Origin of the sequence: Atopobium sp. BS2 (genome assembly GCF_000565075.1) — a bacterium.
GTDB lineage: Bacteria > Actinomycetota > Coriobacteriia > Coriobacteriales > Atopobiaceae > Lancefieldella.
This window is the reverse complement of record NZ_JDFG01000046.1, coordinates 1-19,957: the sequence shown is the minus strand read 5'-3', so window position 1 is coordinate 19,957 and position 19,957 is coordinate 1. Positions and strand designations below refer to the sequence as shown.

Here is a 19,957-nt window from a genome sequence, read left to right as displayed (position 1 = left end):
TCCGTATTTTGTAATGAAAGATTTATACCCAGATGAATGATTTCATTTCTCATGAGAGCGATGTGGAGTCTTCTAAGGCTGCAGACGCTTTAGAGGCTTCTGCAGAAGAGGAAGCACTTGGCAGCGATGATGCTGAAATAACCCCTGATAACAAGAAGAAAATCTATCGAGGAATGCTCTTTGTCTTGATTGGTGGAGCTTCCTGGGGCGCATTTGGAACCGCTGCAAAATACCTGCTTGATACCTATCACGTTGATCCGATGTGGTTGATTGATATTCGTGAGCTTTGTGCCTGCTGGTTATTCTTAGGAACTGCTTTTGCGTTTGATAGAAAAAATCTCACAACTGTCATCAGGAAGCCAAAAGAGCTGGCAAAAATATTTGTGGTTAGCTTGTTTGCCATTCTTTTCTCGCAAGTTGCTTATATTTATGCAGTTAATGCTACTAATTCTGGAACTGCAACAATCATGCAGTCGTTGGGCATGCTGGGCGTTTTAGCCTTTGTCTGTGTGGTTGGCAAGCGCTGGCCTCGTCGTCGAGAGATTCTTGGTATTGTTTTGGCGCTCATTGGCACCTATCTCTTGGTAACAGGAGGAAATCCAGGCACGCTTAGCCTGCCAACAGCAGGTATTTTCTGGGGCGTTATGTGCGCGTTTGCTCAGGCAGCTCTTTCGATTTTGCCAAAGCCTCTGATGGAAAAGTGGGGAAGCTTTACCGTTAACGGCCTAGCTTTTCTGTTCTCAGGCACGCTGATTGCCGTGTTCTATCAGCCCTGGAACCATATGCCTCAGCTGGATGCCTTTGGTGTTTTGCTGGTAGTTATTGGTGTGCTGGTGGGAACCTTCTTGGCGTACGGTCTCTACCTGCAGGGCGTTAAGGACGCAGGCTCACTTAGAGCGGTCCTGCTGGGTACTATCGAGCCCGTTATGGCAACCATCACCACCGCACTGGTTCTTGGAACTACCTTTAGCGTTGCCGACCTCATCGGCTTTGCCCTCATCCTAGCGATGGTCGTGCTCACCGCCTAACCGTGCCCAACAACAAAAACCCCGCAGGCAAGCTGCGGGGTTTTAACGTTCTCTAAAGGTTGTGTGGCCAGAGGCTTAGATGAGTTCCATCTGCGTGAGAACTGCCGAGTACCAGCCGTTTGGATTTGCTGGGTTGTACTTTGCAGCTCCAGAAACAGAAAGCCTTCCGCCGTAACCAGCAGCAAGACCAGCTGTGTGATCCCAGATAGCCTCTTCCCAGCTACCCCAGCTTGAAGAGCCCCAGCCCCATGCGTTGTAGGGGAGGAAGTTATACCTACCCTTTGTACTCTCAACTGCAGAAATAGCAGGCGATAAACGCGGATCAACGCCGTAGGCCCATGCAGCCTCGGCAAAGGTTGAGCCGTAGCCAGCAAGAGGGGAGCCAGCAAGATAGGCGTCAATTCGAGCGCCCCAGCTGCTTACAAAGTTGGTCTTATCGCTTGACCAATCAACATTTTGAGCTGAAGGAGTTGATGGGGTGGTGACTTCAGTGGTATTACCAGAAGCGTTGGTAAAGGTGGTCTCAGTAGAAGCTTCTTTTAGAGCTTCTTCTGCGGCTGCTGCTTCTGCTGCTGCCTGTTGAGCCTGTTCTGCCTGCAGTTGCTCTCTTGTTGCAATTGCTGCATTCATAGCATCCTCAGCAGCCTTCTTCTGCTCCTCTGCTTCTGCCATCTGTGCATTTAAAGATGACTGGGTCTCAGAAAGCTCTTTGCTAAGATCAACCAGGTGGTTGATAGCATCTGAATTTTTGTTCTGGATAATCTCAAGATACTGAATAACAGCAATCAAATCATTAAAGTTATCTGCCGATAAAAGCAGATCAATAATTCCCATAGAGCCCTGCTGCATGCGATACATTGCTCTAATAGACTCTGCAGCTTTTAGGCGCTGCTCTGGGAGTTGCTGTTCAATCTCTGCAATACGCGCCTCATTATCTGCAATCTGTTTTTGCAGTTCGGCCACACGCTGATTGGCGGCATCGTAATCAGAATTGGTCTGCTCTACCTTGGCCTGGAGCTCTTCAAGAGTCTCTGCCTGAGCTCTTGAGACGCCAAACAAAAAGGTATTAACAACAAGCACTGCTGCAAGGAGTGCTGTCATAAGGGTAGAGCATGAAGGTAAGCGTCTGTGACGCATATATTTGTTCAAATCGACCTCCGCGATTGGGGGCTTCCGATTAGTGCGCAGTTAGTGCCATCCGCTCATTTCTGGCTTCAAGCGCAAGGTCAGATAACACTTGACCTTAAAAATACGCATAATCGCTTCTCTCCGCTCGTGCGAGGGTGTCAATTCTACTTGTTTTTGGCTCCAAATGCCAACTTTGCAGAAAACAAGGCACTTTTAAAGTAGTAAAGTCGTTAGGTAAAACCGTGAACGGTAGGAAAAGAAAGGGCGAACGGATTGCGTACAATAGGTTCGTAATCAGTCCCCAAGGAGGTTTTAGTGGAGTCGGCAATTTTGTGGATTGAAGCGCTTAAATCAGCGTTATTTGGCGTGGTTGAAGGTATTACCGAGTGGCTACCTATCTCATCAACAGGCCATATGCTGCTGCTCAATCAGTTTTTACCACTCAATGTCTCTGAAGACTTTTGGAATATGTTCCTAGTAGTTATTCAGCTTGGCGCAATTCTTGCAGTATGTGTGGGATTTTTCCACAAGCTCAATCCCTTCTCGCCAAAGAAATCCAAAGACGAGAAGCGCTCTACCTGGAAACTCTGGGCAAAAGTGGTGGTCAGCTGCGTTCCTGCTGCGGCAATTGGCCTGCCGCTCAACGACTTCATTGAAGAGCATCTTGGAAGCCCTTTTGTTATTGCTGCAACTCTTATTTTCTACGGCATCATCTTCATCCTGCTTGAGCTCCATCGCGAGAAGGTCGCTGCAGCAGTAAAGGTTGAGGTGCCTCGAGGCAAGCACATGAGCCCAGATGCTGCAGCATCCCTTAAGGCCCCCTCTGCCGACAACCTGGCCCGCGTACAAGACATTGATAACCTGGACTGGAAGACCGCGCTTGGAATTGGCGTTTTCCAGGTACTTGCAATTGTTCCAGGTACTTCAAGATCTGGTGCAACCATCCTGGGCGGTTTAGCACTTGGTTGCTCGAGGGCAGTGGCTGCTGAGTTTACGTTCTTCCTGGCTATTCCTACTATGGCCGGCGCTTCTGCGTTGAGACTTGTACGCTACTTTATGAAGGGCAATACCTTTACCATTCCCGAGGCAGTTATTCTGGGTGTAGGATGCCTGGTAGCCTTTATTGTTTCGCTGGTTATGGTTCGTGCGCTTATGGGTTATGTCCGCAAGCATGATTTCAAGCCTTTTGGTGTGTACCGTATTATTTTGGGTATTGCTGTTATTGCATACTTCCTGCTTGTTAAGTAGTTTTTGACTTACAAGCATTACTACCTATGCATTTACGCGCGGTGAGTTTCTCGCCGCGCTTTTTTATGCGCAAAACATATGGAAAAAGCGTGGAAAACCTATGAAAGATATATGTAATCTCTCTTGGCTCATTTACTAAGAATTGCCTTGTCCTCTATGCTCTTACGGCTGATTTTTGGTCGTAAGAGTAAGTAATTACTTGTAATAGTTTCAGGAGGATTTATGCGCCACATTAAGACGCTTCAGAGAATTGCATGCACGCTTGCGCTTGTGCTTGTTGCAGTTCTTGCAGTTTCTGCACCAAAACTTGCATTTGCAGACAGTATTGATACATCTACACCAGGTGTAAAGGTTTCTGTTTTCTCGGCTGACGGTAATGCCGATACATCCAGAGTCCTTACAGACAACCCTCAGCATTCTGGCCACCAGACCCCTGTTCCTGGTCAGTATGGCGAGATTGTCGTTCGCGTTGGTCAGACCATTAGAGACACCGGTGCGTATTCTCACTACACCACTACTCGTCCCGGTTTTGCACCTTTTGGCGTAACTACTACGCTGGTTACCGCCGCTCCTTATCCAGAGCTTCCAGCTACTGATAATGACTTTACATATGCATTCTATGGAAACAGCAATACTGTTACCAATAATGGTGGTCAGTTCTATTTTGAGTTCACTGGCCGTCAAGTAACCCCTGCTAACCAGCCTGCTACCGTTTTCTTCCTTGTTACCATGCAGGGAGATTCAACGGACCCTGCTAACGTTGGTGGTAACACCACTCGCCTCATGTGGGTTGGTTATCACATCCACGTTATTCCTGCAGAGACCACCCCAACTCCTACGCCTTCTCCAACACCATCTGCAGTTAATCAGCTCATTTATGACGCAAATGGCGGCACCATCTATGGCAACGCAACTTATACAGAATCCAAGACTCCAAATAACCCTCGCACCTACGGCTTCGCTGAGTACAACATCATTGAGGACCTGCCTGTCCGCGATGGCTATAAGTTTGAGTTCTGGAAGCGTTCTTACGTTGATAACCACTTCCGCTATGTTGGTGCTTCTGCTGTTCCTGCAGATGTAAACAACAACCCAGCTGGCGATAAGCGCTATGTTTCTGAGACTACGGTCTTTAACATGAGAAGCCCTTATACCCTGACTGCCGTTTGGAACCAGGAGTATGAACTGAGCTACGACGCAAACGGTGGTACTGGTGCTCCTGCAGCACAGAGCGGTTATTTTGGTATTGATAGCAACACCGCTGATTCTCTTACTGATCCTAAGAACGAGACTGTTTCTGCAACCGTCCCAACTCGTGATGGCTATATCTTCAAGGGTTGGAAGCTTGACGGTACTACCTACCAGGCAGGAGATCAGGTAACCCTTACCACCGCCACTCCTAAGGTTGTTCTTGTTGCAGAGTGGGAGCCAGAGCCAGTTGCTCCTGTTACCCCAGAAAACCCTGTAACTCCAGAGAATCCTGGTACTCCAAGCATCCCAGGCAACCCTGGTGGTCCTTTGACACCAAGCTTCCCAGGAGCTCCAAATCCTGCAGTTATCCCGTATTATGGAGGCTCTGTGCTTCCATACACTGGTGATGAGAATCACTCGCTTAGCGCTATTGTTATGGCATGTGTCGCAGGTGGTGTGATTGCACTGGCTGTTGTTGCTCGCGCAAAGAGCCGTCAGACAAACTCCATGAACTAAGGCAAGCGTTTGGGCTAGAAGATCTTCTCGCTATACGCGAGCATGGATCTGATAGGCACGTTCTTGCAGATAAACCGGTCTTCTTTTGAGGACCGGTTTTTTAATTGTGGAGTGAGGGCAAAGTGGCGCAATTAATGTCCGGTTATCGGGGTACACTTTTAATCTAAGAATGATTGACACAAGGACGGCGTAATGCAGATTGATCTTGAAGGTTTAAATCCTGCCCAGCATCAGGCGGTTATGACAACTCAGGGACCTCTGTTGGTTCTTGCAGGAGCTGGCTCGGGTAAGACGCGTGTTTTGACGTTTAGAATTGCACACATGATTGCTGACGAGGGAGTTCGTCCTTGGCAGATTCTGGCTATCACGTTTACCAACAAGGCTGCAGCGGAGATGCGCGAGCGTCTTGAGGCGCTGCTTCCTAACAATATTCGCGGAATGTGGGTCTGCACGTTCCACGCTATGTGTGTTCGCCTGCTCAGAGAAGATGGCGAGCGTCTTGGTTATAGCTCCAATTTTGCCATCTATGATGATGACGATTCAAAGCGCCTGGTAAAGACCATTCTGTCTGATTTAGATATTGATGTTCGTCAGTTCCCACTCAACTCCATCCGCTCTAAGATTTCTGCTGCTAAGAATGCGCTTCTGTATCCTGATGATGTAGAGGCTCAAGCAGCTAGTCCTATGGATCACGTGGTAGCTCGCGTGTACCGTGCGCTTCAGACTCGCTTAGATAAAGCCAACGCTATGGATTTTGACGACCTTCTGGTTAAGGCATTTGAGTTGCTCTCCAAGTATCCAGACGTGCTTGCTAAGTACCAGGAGCGTTTCCGTTATATCAACGTTGACGAGTATCAGGATACCAACGGCGTCCAGTACGCAATTACCAAGCTTTTGGCATCCAAGTATCGCAATCTTATGGTTGTTGGCGATGATGACCAGTCCATTTATTCGTGGCGCGGAGCAGACATCAAAAACATCTTGGCGTTCGAGAAAGACTATGAGGAAGCAGTTGTAGTTAAGCTAGAGCAAAACTACCGCTCAACAGGACATATTTTGGCTGCTGCTAACGCAGTTGTTGCGCACAACTCTCACCGCAAGCCAAAGCGCCTCTTCACTGATGAAGGAGATGGCGAGAAGATCCAGGTATATCAGGCATCTGATGAGCGTGATGAGGGTGCCTGGATTGGTTCTGAGATAGAAAAGCTGCACGATAAGGGCACGTCATACGACAATATTGCTGTGTTCTATCGAACCAACGCGCAGTCTCGTATTCTTGAAGATATGTTGCTCAGAGCAGGTGTTCCTTACAAGATTGTGGGCGGCACTCGATTCTTTGATCGTGCAGAGATCAGAGACGTTATGGCTTACCTTAAGGTTGTTGTAAACCCCGATGATGATATGGCTGCGCTGCGCGTTATCAACACGCCTCGCCGCGGTATTGGTGCAACAAGCATTCAGAAGATTCAGACGTACGCACTGTATAACGGCCTGTCGTTCTTCTCGGCATGTGAAGCATGTGTGATGGAGGAGAGCCTTCTTACCGCAAAGGTGAGAAATGCGCTGGTAGAGTTCACGTCTGCTATTGAGCACGGCCGTCATATTGACGGTGAGCTTGATGAGGTAGTTGAGGCAATTATTGACCGCTCAGGTCTTATTCGTGCACTTGAGGCTGAGCATACTATTGAGGCTGATGGACGTATCGAGAACATTCGAGAGTTCTTTGGCGTTGCGGCAGAGTTTGACGAGTCTCACGATGACGTTGAAGAAACGCTTGAGAGCCTGCAGCAGCTAAGGGAAGCAGGAGCGCTTGACGCACAAGATGCTGCCTCGCTGAGTGCGGCAGGCTTTGATGCTGCTACCGGCGCGCTTGCTGGTGTTGCTGTTGAGCCAGATTCTGCACCTCAGGAAGAAGCTCTACATCCGCAGGTTGCTGCCGAGAAGCTCCCGGCATTTATGGAATGGCTGGCGCTTCGCTCTGACCTTGACAGTTTGGATGGTTCTACCTCTGCGGTAACACTCATGACCATTCACGCTGCAAAGGGTCTGGAGTTCCCAGCAGTATTTGTTGCTGGCATGGAGGAGGGAATCTTCCCTCATGCAAATTACGAGGCAGAAGCAGCTCAGTTAGAAGAAGAGCGCAGGCTTGCTTACGTTGCTATTACGCGTGCGCGCAAACGCTTGTATTTGACGTATGCGTCTACCAGAAGAACCTATGGCTCTGTTCAGGCAAATCCAGTGTCACGTTTTGTGGGGGAAATTCCTCAGGAGCACGTTAAAGCTATTGGTGTTGGTTCCGCGGGCTTTTCTGGTGTTGGCTGGGCAAAGCGCGGAGACCGTCATGGCACCTTTGGCTCTGGCCGTGGTCCAGAAGTCTATGGTGGAAACGTTTTTGGTTCTCGTACGCGCTCTACTGGTGGCGCTCCAGCCCCACGTCCAGCTCCTATTCAAAAGGACCCAGCGCGCGCTTCTGCAAGTTTTGCCGTGGGAGATCAGGTGTCTCACAAGACCTTTGGTCCAGGCGTTGTTTTAGCAGTTCAGGGCGATACCATTGAGGTCAAGTTTACGCGTACTAATAAGACAAAGAAGCTTATGAAGGGCTTTGCTCCGATAGTCAAAATTGAGGGATAGCCATGGTGTTGATGCATGACGGCTTGATTTTGGGCCTCACTCCACAAGATTTTATTTTTAGGGTAGTTACCTTTGTAGTTGTGTTTTTCATTGCATTCTTGATTGAGCATTTTGCAATAAAGCTCTCAAGAAAGGCTTTGGATTCATCTAAACTGCCGTCGGCATCTATCTTTGTCAACATAATCCGAGGAATCATCTGGGCGTTTGCTATTCTCGCGGTGTTGCAGCCTGTTTTTGGTATTCAGCCGACAGCATTTGTGACCGCCTTGGGAGTTACCTCCATCGCCTTGTCTTTTGGTCTTCAGGACACTATTTCTAACCTGGTAGGCGGCTTAGGTCTTATGCTGGGAGGCGTGGTTAAGCCAGGAGACCAGGTAAGCATTGGCAATATTTCTGGCGAGGTCATTGACATGAACTGGCGCTCCACCATTGTGCGTGACCGCGGCGGTAAAGTGGATATCATCCCTAACTCGGTGCTCAATAAAACGGCACTGGTGCATAGGACAAGGTGGGATGTAACCGAGGTTCCTGTAACTATTGTGCTTAAACCATCAGCAGATTTAGAGGCAGTCACTCAAGAAATTATTGAGACAATCCAAGAAACTGTTGCATCTCAGCTTGATAGAACGTTCCCTATTGAAGTCGAGGCCGCAAGCATTGTTGATGCTGGCATTACCGTTGTAATTCACGCACACATTAAAGATGATGCGAATGATATGAGTGTGCGAGACAAAATTGTACGAGCCCTGGCTGGTTCCAGTTGGCTTGCAGGAGTAGGAGCCTAACATGAAAATTGGAATTATTGGTGCCATGGAGCCCGAGGTTGCTCTGTTAAAAGAGCAGATGACCATTGAGCGCACCTATGAGCAGGCTCGTATGCAGTTTGTCGAAGGTCTTTTGGGAGAAGTTCCTGTAGTTGTTGTTCAGTCAGGAATTGGCAAAGTCAATGCCGCAGCATGCACACAGATTCTGATTGATACATTTGCGGTAACGCATATGATTAATACTGGTATTGCAGGACTTCTTAGTCCTGAGCTGCAGGTAGGGGATATTGTTATCTCTTCTGATTTAGTTCAGCACGATATGAACGTTGGTCCTCTCAATTTTGCCGCTGGTCAAATTCCAGGTCTTCCGGTCTTCTCGTTTACAGCAGATGAGGGTCTTGTTGAACACGCTCTTGCATCAGCTAAAGAAGTAGCTCCTGAACTGCAGGTTATTTCTGGACGTGTTGCTTCAGGAGATCAGTTTGTCAGCTCATCAGAGCTCGCAGATCATATTTACACAACGTTTGGTGCGGATTGTTGCGAGATGGAGGGCGCTTCGATTGCTCAGGTTGCTTGGCTTAACCACACGCCTTTTGTGGTGATTAGACTTATGTCCGATAAGCCCGGCACTACTTCAAGCGTTGATTATTTGACGTTTGAGCGCGAGGCTTCTGAGCGTTCTGCTCGTATTACTGCAGCTATTATCAAAAAGCTTGCCTAGTAATGAGGCGCGCATTTTTGAGTAACTCATTTGGGACAACTAGGTAGCTCTCCTGGGTCAGCTTGTAATTTTCATAAGTGGGAGTGGATTGCGTAAGAAACAACTTACGCTGATTTAGCTATTCGAATGTTTTAAACATAATTGAACGATATTTCGATTATCATTGTCCCGTTATGAAAGTGGTTTGAAAGGTACCGAATGATAACCCTCGGACACTTTTTTGAGATGATGGTCGCCAATCCTTTTTTGGCCCTCGTCATTGTCCTTGTTTTTGGATGCATCTTTGTAAACGGTGCAACTGATGCAGCAAATGCTATTGCAGAGGCTGTTGGAACTCGTTCAATCAAAGTAAACAATGCAATTATCATGAGCGTTGTATGCAATTTTGTTGGTTTGGTGGCCATGTGCCTCATTTCAACTGCAGTTGCAGACACTATCTTGGGCATGGTTGACTTTGGTAGCAACAACCATGAGGCTCTTGTTGCTCTGGCCGCAGGCTGCGTTGGTATTGTTACCTGGGCAGTAGGAGCTTGGGCTTTAGGTATTCCAACTTCTGAGTCACACGCCCTTATTGCAGGACTTACTGGTGCTGCTCTTGCTATTCATGGTGACTTTAATGCTGTCAACTGGGCAGAGTGGAGCAAGGTTCTTATTGGACTGTTCTTCTCGACCACACTGGGTTTTGCCGCAGGTTGGGTCATTGTTAAGGCAATTAATAAGCTTTGCGTAAATGTTGATCGACAGCGTGCCGACGAAATGTTTGGTCACTTGCAGGTTGTTGGCTCAGCATTTGTTGCGGCTATGCATGGCGCACAAGATGGCCAGAAGTTCATGTCCATTGCCATGCTTGCAATTGCGCTTTCTGCTGGTCATGGAGCTGCTGGAGCAGATGTGTTTCCACTTTGGCTGCAGGTGCTCTGCGCTGCTCTTATGTCTATCGGCACTGCAATTGGCGGAAGAAAGATTATTAAAAAAGTCGGAATGGAAATGGTAAAGCTTGAGCGTTATCAGGGCTTTGCCGCGTCCTTCTCGGCATCTGCATCTTTGCTGCTTTCCACACTGACCGGTCTTCCTGTTTCAACAACTCATACAAAAATGACCGCCATGATGGGCGCGGGTGCTGCAAAAAATATTCGTTCAGTTAACTGGGGCGTTGCAAAAGAAATGGTTGCAGCATGGGTATTTACCTTCCCTGGCTGCGGATTCATTGGTTTTCTTTTTGCAAAACTGTTCCTGATGATTTTCTAAGCACGTTTTACTGTCTTTTACGAGTTCTATTGAACCACTTAATTTATTGGAGGATTCATGCTAGGTAAGCCAAAAGAGGACGTCTTCTACACCATGTTCCGTGAGTTTGGCGACAAAATTGTAGAAACCGCTGAAGAGTATGCAGTCATTATGAAAGGCTATCCCGAGACTGCTGCCCGTATTCCTCAGATGAAGGTCTATGAGCGTGAGTGTGACGAGAAGGTCCAGCACATTATGAAGGAGCTTTACGCTTCCTTTGTCACTCCATTTGAGCGCGAGGACATCTCCGATTTGGCGCTTCGTCTTGATGACATTGTTGACGGAATGAACTCTGTTGCAGAGCGTCTTGACCTCTTCAATGTTGACGATACTCGTAAAGAGGCCATGCAACTTGCTGAGCTTACCCTTCGCGCATGCAAGACAGTTCAGGAGATGCTGAGCGTTCTGAGCGACTACAAAAAAGACCCTACCGTTATGGAGAAGGCCATTGCTGTTGGACACGTTGAGGACGAGGGCGATCTTATCTACCACAACGCACTCTCTCGCTTGTTCCGTGACGAGATGCCTGGCCGTCACACCGTTGCTTGGCTTCGTATTTTTGACCGCATGGAGACCGTCTTGGATTCCTGCGACGATGCAGCAGGAGTTGTCCGCTCTGTTGTTATGAAGAACGCTTAAGTTTGTTTCTTGTAAACGGTAAATAAAGACTAAAAACTGCCTTCCGCCGGGAGGCAGTTTTTATATTCTCTTTTTGTCCGGTATTGGGGTTAAACTGTTTATATACAAGAAAGTGGAGGTGCCATGAGCGGCTTCAAGCGTTTTTGCTACATACTTTATGTTCTTGCAAGTGCCTTTGTATTTTTAGCTCTTGCCTTAACGTGGTTTGGTCCTTGGACACATCAGGCAACTAACCTCTTGTTCACCAAGCCCTATCTTATTGCGCTTAACGCTTGTGCAGCAATTAGCATCTTTGGCCTTGTAGTGGTTTTGTTTAGAGCTTTCTTTATTAGAAAAACGGTCAAGCTCACGGTTGCCACTGTTGAGGGCGGAACAATCTCCGTCACAAAAGATGCTATTTCTTCTCAGGCAGCACATATCATTGAAGAAGACGGAACGTGCTTGGCCCACCGTGTTAACGTGCAGATTTCTAAAAATAATTCTGTAGCTATACAGATTGATATTCTCCCTAAAGAGCCTGTTGATGTTACTGCAAAGGGCTCTGAGTTTTACAACGCACTTCAGTCTGGTCTTGCTATCGTGTGCGGACCTTGTGTTTCTAGCATCAATCTTTCTTTTATCAAACCAAGTTCCTTCTCGCCAAAAGATGAAGAAAGCTCGTCTTTATCCCAGGCAAAAGAGGTTGTGTCAGAGCCAGAGATTGTTGAAGAGCAAACGTATGAACAGTCTTCCAATCAAGCTGCTACGCAGCAGGCTGGTCAAGACATTCGATTGAGCATTTCAGAGCCAGATGCAAAGGAGGTCAAAGACAATGGATAAAAGCTTTTTCCAAAAGATGCAAGAACAGTGCAAAAAATATGTCGTTGGCCATCCGGGTGCCATTATTGGTGGATTTTTAGGCCTTTTGTTTGCAATTCTTTTGTTTACGTTTGGCCTTTTTAAAATGCTAGTTGTCGCATTGTTTGTACTGGTAGGAGTTGCCATTGGTCAGATCTTTGACGGAAAGGCAACAATTTTGACAAAGGTTCGTTCCTTATTTACGGACAGAAATTAGATAGGAGAGAGCTGTGGCAGAAGAGCTTACTAATTCGCAAGAGACCGCCTCTGAAGAAATTGTTCCTGCAGAAGAAACAACAGATGTTCCCTCCGATGCAGATCTTGAGGATGCAGATTCTCTAACGTTTTCTGGTGGAGTTGTCGAGAAGATCGTCTCGTTGGCTCTTCGCGATGTCCCCAACGTGGTGGGCGCTCGCGGAAACTGGCTTAACAGAGTTCAGGATGTACTTGGTGCATCTGATACAGCCAAAGGTGTTACTGTTGAGGTGCTGCCTGATAGCTCGCTAAATGTTACCGTTTCCGTTCTTATTAAATATGGCTCTTACGCTCCTCAGATTTTTGAAGACGTTAAACGTACGATTGTCGAGAAAATCACGGGTATGACAGGCCTTGAAGTTTCTGGTGTTAACCTGCGAATTGAAGATGTTTTGACCGAAGAGGAATACGATCGCCTAAAACATCGCCCAGAAGAGCCTGAACAGCTAGATAAAGAAGAGTAAAGTACGCTAAAGTTGTACTGTTTTACTCTTTTATATTAATTATTTTATTGTTTTGTCACTACAGGCTCCCTAAGCGCAAGGAATTTTGCCATGAAAAGGCTTTCACGTTGGAGCATGGCGATTGTTGCTACGTTTGTGCTAGCACTCTCGCTCATTGGAGGACTTGCAAAGCAAGCACTCGCAGACACCACCCCTGTTACCTCAGAGACTGAGCTGCTGGCTGCTATTGCTACTGCTCCAACAGATGGTTCGCAGACTATCGTTCAGGTAAATGCGGACTTTACTATTACTGCTCCAGTCCAGGTTCCAGCTAATAAGAACATTAGGTTGATGGGTAGTGGAACTATTACCAGCGCCATGACCGACCCTAAGCATCTCTTCTATATGTTCAAGATTGCTTCTGGCGGTGCAGTTACTCTTGATGGTGCCACTATTGATGGCAACAACACTGCATTTGCCGTTGAGAACCGTGGTAGCTTTACCTTGCTTCGCGGCGTTATTAAAAATGGCAAGGCCAAACCTGATTTTGGAAATAACGGCGTAGTTCTCACCATTGGTGCTGGTGCAAAGTTTGTTATGGCTGGCGGCACCATTCAGGACAGCACGGTTGACAGTGCTCTTGGTGGCGCAGTTACTGTTGCAAATGGCGCAACAGGTGAGCTCCGTGATGGCACTATTCAGAACACTACTCTTACCAATCAGTACTCCGGCAGCGTTATGGTAAGAAATGCTGATTTCACTATGACTGGCGGTACCATCACTGGTGGCGATGCTTCTTCTATTAGCTCTTCTGGCGGTTTGATGTTGTATGCTCGTGATCCTAAGGGCGAGACAACAACAGCTACCATGAACGGTGGTTATATCACTAACAACAAGGCTGTTGACGGTGCGGGCGTCCACGTTTACGCAGGCAATCCTAACTTTGATGATTCTAAGTCTAAGGCAGACTTTACGTTCAATGGTGGCTCTATTACTAATAATGTTGCTTCTGAATCCGGTGGCGGCATCTACGTAACCTGGAATGGCAACGTTGTAATGAACAACGGTATTATCAAGAACAACACCGCTGGTATTGCCGGTGGCGGTGTAGCAACATACGATCAATTTGTAGGCGTTGTTAAAGGACAGAAGGTTCCTTACTCCAGGGTTGGTGCTCCATGGAATAACTGGCCAAATATTTACCGCGCTGGTTTTACCATGAACGGTGGTTCTATTGAACAGAATAAGGCTACTAGTAACGGTACTAACAAGCTTGGCGATAAGGGCGTTGGCGCTGGTGTTTATATTGCATCTGCCAATGTAACTCTTAATGCTGGCGAAATTATCAATAACACAGCAAATGATCAGGGTGGCGCAGTTTACGTTGCTTCAGTTCCGTATGTCCTTCATATCAATAACGCACTTATTAAGGACAACACTGCAACAGTTATTGGCGGCGGCGCTTGGTTCTGTCCAACCGGTGTAGCTGAGTTCCACTCCAAAAATGGCGTAGCATTCTTCAACAACACCGCAAATGGTGCTGGTGATGAGATTGCAACCGTTCGTGGTGCAGGTGAATCTGCCGGTGCTACTATTTCTGATTATATGCTTGGTGGTGCCTCTGCACATTGGACTAAGGATGGCGCGGTTACTATCAACCTTCCTTCGATCCTTGGTGATGCAGATCCAGCTGCTGCACGTCACACTACTGAAGAAGTAAGCAGTATCGTTAACAATACTGATTTGCTTGCACTTGAATCCAACCCACGCCATGAGTCAATTAATGCTGCACAGAATAAGGCTAAGTTGCTCATTTATGGCAACACTGCACAGCGTGGTGGCGGTATTGGTTCTAACGGTACCGTTATTACTGGTGAAGAGGGTACTCAGGATGTAACTGTTAAGAAGGTTTGGGATACTTCTGCAAATCCAGATGCAGTTATTCCAGAGAAGCTTACTGTTTACCTTGTTGCTGATGGCTACCGTGTTGACTCTGTTGAGCTTTCTGCAGCTAATAACTGGGAGCACACCTTTACTGGACTTCCTGATAATGTAACTCTGACCTTCGAGGAGTCTGCTCCAACTGGTTGGACTGCTCAGACTCCTGAGGTTAACGGCAATGTTACAACTCTCACTAACAAGGCTGACGCTCCTGTAACCCCAACTCCAACTCCAGAGAAGCCTGGTAAGAAGCGTAAGCACCGTACACCTTATACAGGTGATGCAAGTGTTGTAGCTATGGTTTCGTTTGCAACAGTTGGTGCTGGCTTTGTTGGTGTTGGAGCATATGCTCGTACTCGTAAAGATCAGTAAGCTACATATACACCCCTAGTATGCAAATCCCTCGCTTTCATAGAAAGCGAGGGATTTTTGTCAGCTGGACAATTTCTTGTTTTAGCTGGGGATGTTTACGTTCACCGAATTTGCCAACCGTTTAACCAATAAGAGCGTTCTTCTCGCCAGGGAAGGTTAGAGAAGAACGACAATACTACTAGGTGGATAGTGAGTATCTGCATGAGTACCTTATTGGAGGTTGTTATGGAGCTCAAAGCTGATAAAAAGGTAATTGTCGAGCGTAATAACAAGGTTGTGTACGATAACGGTGACACAGTCGTTAAAGTGTTCAGCGGCAGCAAACCTTCTGCCGATATCTTGAATGAGGCTTTAAACCTCACTCGTGCTGAGCAGGCCGGCATCAACGTTCCATCTCTTGTAGAGATCAGTAAAGTTGGTAATTGCTGGGCCATTTCAACCAGAAAAGTTGAAGGTAAAACAATAAGGCAGCTTATTGAAGAGCATCCAGAAAAAGAGGACGAATATCTCAATAAGTTTGTCGATATTGAGCTGGCCATTCACGCTCATAAGGCGCCGCTTCTGACTCGTCAAAAAGACAAGTTCACTCGAATGATTAATAGCATTCCAGACATTCTTGATGAGGCTACAAGGTATGAGCTTCTGCTTAAGCTTGACGGTATGAAGCCTCACACTAAGGTCTGCCACGGTGACTTTGTTCCTTCCAACGTTATTCTCGCCGAGGATGGCACTCCAGTAATTCTTGACTGGGCCCACGCAACACAGGGCAACGGCGCTGCAGACTGCGCTACAACTTATCTGCACCTGCTTCTCCATGGTGATGAGGAGCTTGCCGAGAAATACATCAATCTTTATTGCACCAAGCAGGGCTGCACACGTCAGTATGTAAACGAATGGCTTGGCATTATTGCTGCAGCAGAGCTTGCGCGCGGTCGTGTAAAAGAAACAGAGTTCCTGCTTAAGTGGGTAAATGTTTTTGATGCAATGTAGTTGGTTACAAGAACTTTAAACTAGCCGAGAAGAGCCTCGTCAGGGGCTCTTCTTTTATTACACTTCTTGTTGTTACATAAAGAAGCACAAGGAGTTAGCTATGTACGATATTGATCCAAAGCAGACCACCGCAAATTCAGAAAGTAAGAAATCAAAGCTTGAGCGTATGAGTGCAGGTGAATGGTGCGGTGGTGAAGCTGACGCAGAACAAAACGCAGCTTTTTGGCGTGCTAAGGATCTAGCCTGGGAGTTCAATCAAACTCGCCCAAGCGATAAAGAAAAGTGTCGTCAGATTTTGACCGAACTTCTCGGCGAATTGGGAGAGGGAAGCGCAGCAGTTTCTCCTTTTCATGTTGACTATGGCTTCAACATCAAGATTGGCCCGCACAGCTTTATCAACCACGGTGCATACCTGATGGATTGTGCGCCTATTACCTTTGGTGCTCATAGTTTTGTGGGACCTCAATTTAAGGCATACACCGTTCAGCATCCTTTAGACGCTGAGGAGAGAAACGCTTGGTATGAGCGAGCTTTACCTATTACGGTAGGGGATAACTGCTGGTTTGGTGGAAATGTAACGGTGCTTCCTGGTGTAACTATTGGCAACAACTGCGTTATTGGCGCGAACAGCCTGGTCACTAAAGATATCCCTGATAATTCTCTTGCGGTTGGTTCTCCAGCAAAGGTTGTGCGAAAAATTACTGAGGCTGATAAGCTGGGACTTAAGGAGCTCTTGGGTTAGTTTTGTTGGGCAGGAACACGCGGCTTTAGGGGATTGTTTAACTATTTATTTGATGTTAGAGGCGTCCGCGCTATAATATCTGTAACGGGGAGCTGGGAAATGGCCCGGCTGAGAGGCAGCACCGTATGTTGCGACCCATTAACCTGATCTGGGTAATGCCAGCGTAGGGAGTCGATGCCGTCCTTACGCACTACAAGAAGGAGGGCATATGAAAAAGCTTTCTCAGTTTGCACTGCAAGCCATATCCCTTACTTCTTTTCTTGTGCTTTGGCAGCTTGTTATTGTTGTAGGAATTATCCCAAATTACCTTGTTCCAACTCCTATTCAGGTTGTCTTTGCGCTGGTTAAAGACTTTCAGCTTCTTATGACGCATACAGGGATTACGCTTTTAGAATCCCTTGTTGGCCTGGCCATAGGAGTTCTTATTGGCTTTGCGCTTGCGGTTCTTATGGACTTCTTCAAAACGCTGGATAAGCTGCTTTCTCCACTTGTCACCATCTCACAGACTATCCCTATTGTGACCATTGCTCCGCTTTTGGTGCTTTGGCTGGGTTATGGCTTCTTGCCCAAGATCGTTCTTGTGGCTATTTCAACGTTTTTTCCCATTACCGTGGCGCTGAACTCGGCATTTAAATCGATTGACCCCGACATGGTTGATCTAATGATCACTATGGGAGCTAGTCGTGCACAGATTTTCTGGCATGTTAAGTTGGCTGCTGCTGCACCGCAGTTCTTCTCGGGACTCAAAATGAGTGTGACCTACGCCGTAATTGGTGCAGTAATTGCAGAGTGGCTGGGTGGTGATGCTGGCCTTGGCGTGTACATGACGCGCGTCAGAAAAGCATTTGCGTACGACAGGATGTTTGCAGCAATCGTGGTGGTTTCTGCATTGTCGCTGGTGTTGATGAAGTTCGTAGAACTTGTCCAAAAGCGTGCGCTTCCTTGGGACACCTCTCAAGACAGTGGAGAATCCACGCACTAATCTCAATTGGTTCAAAGAAAGAAGTGATTAACCGCATGAACGTATCTGATTGCAAGGGTTTGACAAGAAAAGGCTTTCTAGCTGCGATGGGTTTCTCGACAGCTGGACTTTGCTCAGGTTGCTCGCTTGAGCAGCCATCCGCTCCGTCCAACAGCAACAAGGGCGGTGGCGAGAAAAACGGTGGAGCTACAGAGATTACGTTTGCCCTGGACTACACCCCAAATACCAACCACACCGGCATTTATGTGGCTCAGGAGAAAGGCTACTTTGACGAAGCTGGTCTCAAGGTAACCATTCAGCAGCCACCTGCTGACGGTGCGGACGCGCTGATTGGTGCAGGCGGCGCTCAGATGGGCGTTACCTACCAGGACTATATTGCTAACAGCCTCTCGTCATCTAATCCGCTGCCATATACCGCGGTGGCCGCTATTATTCAGCACAATCTTTCGGGCATTATGAGCCGTGAAGAAGATCACATTGTTCGTCCGCGAGACCTTAATGACCGCACTTACGCAACGTGGAATCTCCCTGTTGAACAGGCTACTATCAGGTCTGTTATGGAATCTGATGGCGGAGATCCTTCAACGCTTAAGATGGTACCTTACGAGGTAGATGACGAGGTATCTGGCTTAAAAGCAAAGATGTTTGATGCTGTTTGGGTGTACGAGCAGTGGGCTGTTCAAAACGCTCGTGTTCAGAACTTTGCGTACAACTACTTTGCCTTTGCAGCTATTGACCAGAACTTTGACTACTACACGCCAGTTATTGCGGTAAATGACGGCTTTGCAAAAGAGAATCCAGATGCTGTTAAGACCTTCTTGAGCGCCGCAAGAAAGGGTTACGAGTTCTGCGTTTCTAACCCTGATGAGGCGGCAGAGATTCTGCTCAAAGCTGTTCCAGAACTTGACGCTGATTTGGTTAAAGCCTCTCAGAAGTTCTTGGCTGCTAAGTATATTGACGACGCTGAGAAGTGGGGCGTTATTGACTCCGCTCGCTGGCAGCGTTTCTATACCTGGCTCAATAACCAGCAGCTGCTAGAGAATAAGATTGATCCATCTGCAGGATTTACTAGTGAGTACCTTGGATAAGCAAACTACTGACATAACAGAAGGTGCAACCGTAGAAGATCCTGGCGAGAAGGACCTTGTAGCTGCAGCTGCATGCGAGTCGCAACAGACTGCTCCAGCGCTTGAAGCACGCAACCTTACGCTGGTTTGGGGAAACGGCCAGGTAGTTGCCAAGGACATTTCAATTAAGCTGCAGCCGGGCACAATCACCTGCCTGGTTGGTCGCTCGGGCTGCGGCAAGACAACACTGCTCCACGCACTTGCGGGACTTTTGAAGCCGCAGGAGGGCAAGGTACTGCTGCATGGCTCTGACGTCACAGGGCATCCGGGACACATTGGCTACATGCTCCAGAAGGATTTGCTTATCCCAAGCAAGCGCATCGTCGACAACGTAGCGCTTCCGCTTGAGTTGAAGGGAATCTCGCGCTCTGAGGCACGCGCACGGGCCCAGGAGATGCTGGAACGCGGTGGACTTGAGCGCGTGGCACAAAGCTGGCCTCACGAGCTCTCAGGTGGCATGAGACAGCGGGTTGCGTTTCTGCGCACGGCACTCATCGGCTCAGATATAATGCTGCTGGACGAGCCCTTCTCGGCGCTTGACGCCCTCACACGGCGAGAAATGCGTGCGTGGCTCATGTCTTCTGTAAAAGAGTTTGGTCTCTCCGTACTGGTGATCACGCACGACGTTGACGAGGCAGTTGCCATGGCTTCGTGCATTTACGTGATGGCGGGAAGTCCCGCGCAGGGTGTGGTAACCAAGATTGTGGGCGTTGTTGAGCCACAGGGCTGCGCAGATACGGCGGCGGTAGGCTCTGGCAAAGACGCTGGTCAAGACGCCGAACTGGCATCGTTTGACCTAAGCGAAGAGTTTTTGGCTGCTAAGCGAGAAGTGCTTTCGTTGCTGGGATAGTTATCCTTTACGAGCGCTGTGAACTGCCTCCCATTTCTTGGACATAAGAAATGGGAGGCAGTTCATATGCAGGTGATTATGATTCTGCAGCGTGTTAGCGTCGGCTTTTAGGCCTGGCGCACAAAATAGCGCAGCTTTGGTAGGTTCTGCCGAAGAATCGACTAGCTCTTAATCAAGATAGCCAGGCAGCTAGGTGGTCGCACTACCTGATATGCATTTCTATGCATAAACTTCATCTAATATGCTAGAAAATGAATAGACTTAT

At 47.7% G+C, this 19,957-nt stretch carries 18 protein-coding genes and 1 riboswitch; of the genes, 17 read left to right on the top strand and 1 reads right to left on the bottom strand.

Features of this window, described 5'->3' with window-relative positions; genetic code table 11:
* Nucleotides 1–32 precede the first annotated feature (32 nt).
* A complete protein-coding gene (locus HMPREF1492_RS06150) occupies nucleotides 33–1,028 on the top strand; it encodes a DMT family transporter (protein ID WP_035437057.1) in 996 nt (331 codons plus the stop codon).
* 75 nt (nucleotides 1,029–1,103) lie between these two features.
* Here the strand turns inward: HMPREF1492_RS06150 and HMPREF1492_RS06145 are convergent, their stop codons facing one another.
* The gene (locus tag HMPREF1492_RS06145) at nucleotides 1,104–2,177 is read right to left on the bottom strand and encodes a coiled-coil domain-containing protein (protein WP_232215629.1); all 1,074 of its coding nucleotides are present in this window, start codon (nucleotides 2,175–2,177) and stop codon (nucleotides 1,104–1,106) included.
* Between the two features lie 294 nt (nucleotides 2,178–2,471).
* Between HMPREF1492_RS06145 and HMPREF1492_RS06135 the strand changes: the two genes are divergently transcribed.
* From HMPREF1492_RS06135 to HMPREF1492_RS06060, 16 genes are all read left to right on the top strand, one after another.
* Complete coding sequence (locus tag HMPREF1492_RS06135; protein ID WP_084054998.1) at nucleotides 2,472–3,404, top strand: undecaprenyl-diphosphate phosphatase; 933 nt, start codon at nucleotides 2,472–2,474, stop codon at nucleotides 3,402–3,404.
* Nucleotides 3,405–3,626: 222 nt separating this feature from the next.
* Nucleotides 3,627–5,111 (top strand): InlB B-repeat-containing protein, encoded by a 1,485-nt coding sequence (locus HMPREF1492_RS06130; RefSeq protein WP_035437051.1) that lies wholly within the window; start codon nucleotides 3,627–3,629, stop codon nucleotides 5,109–5,111.
* Nucleotides 5,112–5,303: 192 nt separating this feature from the next.
* Nucleotides 5,304–7,742 (top strand): ATP-dependent helicase, encoded by a 2,439-nt coding sequence (locus tag HMPREF1492_RS06125; RefSeq protein ID WP_035437049.1) that lies wholly within the window; start codon nucleotides 5,304–5,306, stop codon nucleotides 7,740–7,742.
* 2 nt (nucleotides 7,743–7,744) lie between these two features.
* Nucleotides 7,745–8,527 (top strand): mechanosensitive ion channel domain-containing protein, encoded by a 783-nt coding sequence (locus HMPREF1492_RS06120; protein ID WP_035437046.1) that lies wholly within the window; start codon nucleotides 7,745–7,747, stop codon nucleotides 8,525–8,527.
* Nucleotide 8,528: 1 nt separating this feature from the next.
* Entirely contained in the window at nucleotides 8,529–9,227 is a 699-nt protein-coding gene (locus tag HMPREF1492_RS06115; RefSeq protein ID WP_035437043.1) for a 5'-methylthioadenosine/adenosylhomocysteine nucleosidase, read from the top strand.
* A 198-nt stretch (nucleotides 9,228–9,425) separates the two neighbouring features.
* Nucleotides 9,426–10,475, top strand: a complete 1,050-nt coding sequence (locus HMPREF1492_RS06110) for an inorganic phosphate transporter (protein ID WP_035437040.1) — start codon at nucleotides 9,426–9,428, stop codon at nucleotides 10,473–10,475.
* A gap of 57 nt (nucleotides 10,476–10,532) precedes the next feature.
* A complete protein-coding gene (locus HMPREF1492_RS06105; RefSeq protein WP_035437036.1) occupies nucleotides 10,533–11,153 on the top strand; it encodes a DUF47 domain-containing protein in 621 nt (206 codons plus the stop codon).
* Nucleotides 11,154–11,276: 123 nt separating this feature from the next.
* Nucleotides 11,277–11,972 carry an alkaline shock response membrane anchor protein AmaP gene (amaP, locus tag HMPREF1492_RS06100; RefSeq protein WP_051479435.1) on the top strand — a complete coding sequence of 232 codons (696 nt, stop codon included), beginning with the start codon at nucleotides 11,277–11,279 and terminating at the stop codon, nucleotides 11,970–11,972.
* Nucleotides 11,965–12,207, top strand: a complete 243-nt coding sequence (locus HMPREF1492_RS06095; RefSeq protein WP_035437033.1) for a DUF2273 domain-containing protein — start codon at nucleotides 11,965–11,967, stop codon at nucleotides 12,205–12,207. The genes amaP and HMPREF1492_RS06095 overlap by 8 nt, the downstream gene beginning before the upstream one ends.
* 13 nt (nucleotides 12,208–12,220) lie before the next feature.
* Complete coding sequence (locus HMPREF1492_RS06090; RefSeq protein ID WP_035437028.1) at nucleotides 12,221–12,709, top strand: Asp23/Gls24 family envelope stress response protein; 489 nt, start codon at nucleotides 12,221–12,223, stop codon at nucleotides 12,707–12,709.
* 90 nt (nucleotides 12,710–12,799) lie between these two features.
* Entirely contained in the window at nucleotides 12,800–15,001 is a 2,202-nt protein-coding gene (locus tag HMPREF1492_RS06085) for a Cna B-type domain-containing protein (protein WP_051479434.1), read from the top strand.
* Nucleotides 15,002–15,226: 225 nt separating this feature from the next.
* Nucleotides 15,227–15,991, top strand: coding sequence for a phosphotransferase family protein (locus tag HMPREF1492_RS06080; protein ID WP_035437025.1), 765 nt, complete (start codon nucleotides 15,227–15,229; stop codon nucleotides 15,989–15,991).
* A 100-nt stretch (nucleotides 15,992–16,091) separates the two neighbouring features.
* On the top strand, nucleotides 16,092–16,733 hold the full coding sequence (locus HMPREF1492_RS06075; protein ID WP_051479433.1) for a sugar O-acetyltransferase: 642 nt from the start codon (nucleotides 16,092–16,094) through the stop codon (nucleotides 16,731–16,733).
* Between the two features lie 75 nt (nucleotides 16,734–16,808).
* A riboswitch (TPP riboswitch) is annotated at nucleotides 16,809–16,920 on the top strand.
* Between the two features lie 21 nt (nucleotides 16,921–16,941).
* A complete protein-coding gene (locus HMPREF1492_RS06070; protein WP_035437021.1) occupies nucleotides 16,942–17,715 on the top strand; it encodes an ABC transporter permease in 774 nt (257 codons plus the stop codon).
* Nucleotides 17,716–17,750: 35 nt separating this feature from the next.
* Nucleotides 17,751–18,803 carry an ABC transporter substrate-binding protein gene (locus HMPREF1492_RS06065; RefSeq protein ID WP_035437097.1) on the top strand — a complete coding sequence of 351 codons (1,053 nt, stop codon included), beginning with the start codon at nucleotides 17,751–17,753 and terminating at the stop codon, nucleotides 18,801–18,803.
* A complete protein-coding gene (locus tag HMPREF1492_RS06060; RefSeq protein WP_353573411.1) occupies nucleotides 18,787–19,692 on the top strand; it encodes an ABC transporter ATP-binding protein in 906 nt (301 codons plus the stop codon). Before HMPREF1492_RS06065 ends, HMPREF1492_RS06060 begins: the two co-directional genes overlap by 17 nt.
* Nucleotides 19,693–19,957 lie beyond the last annotated feature (265 nt).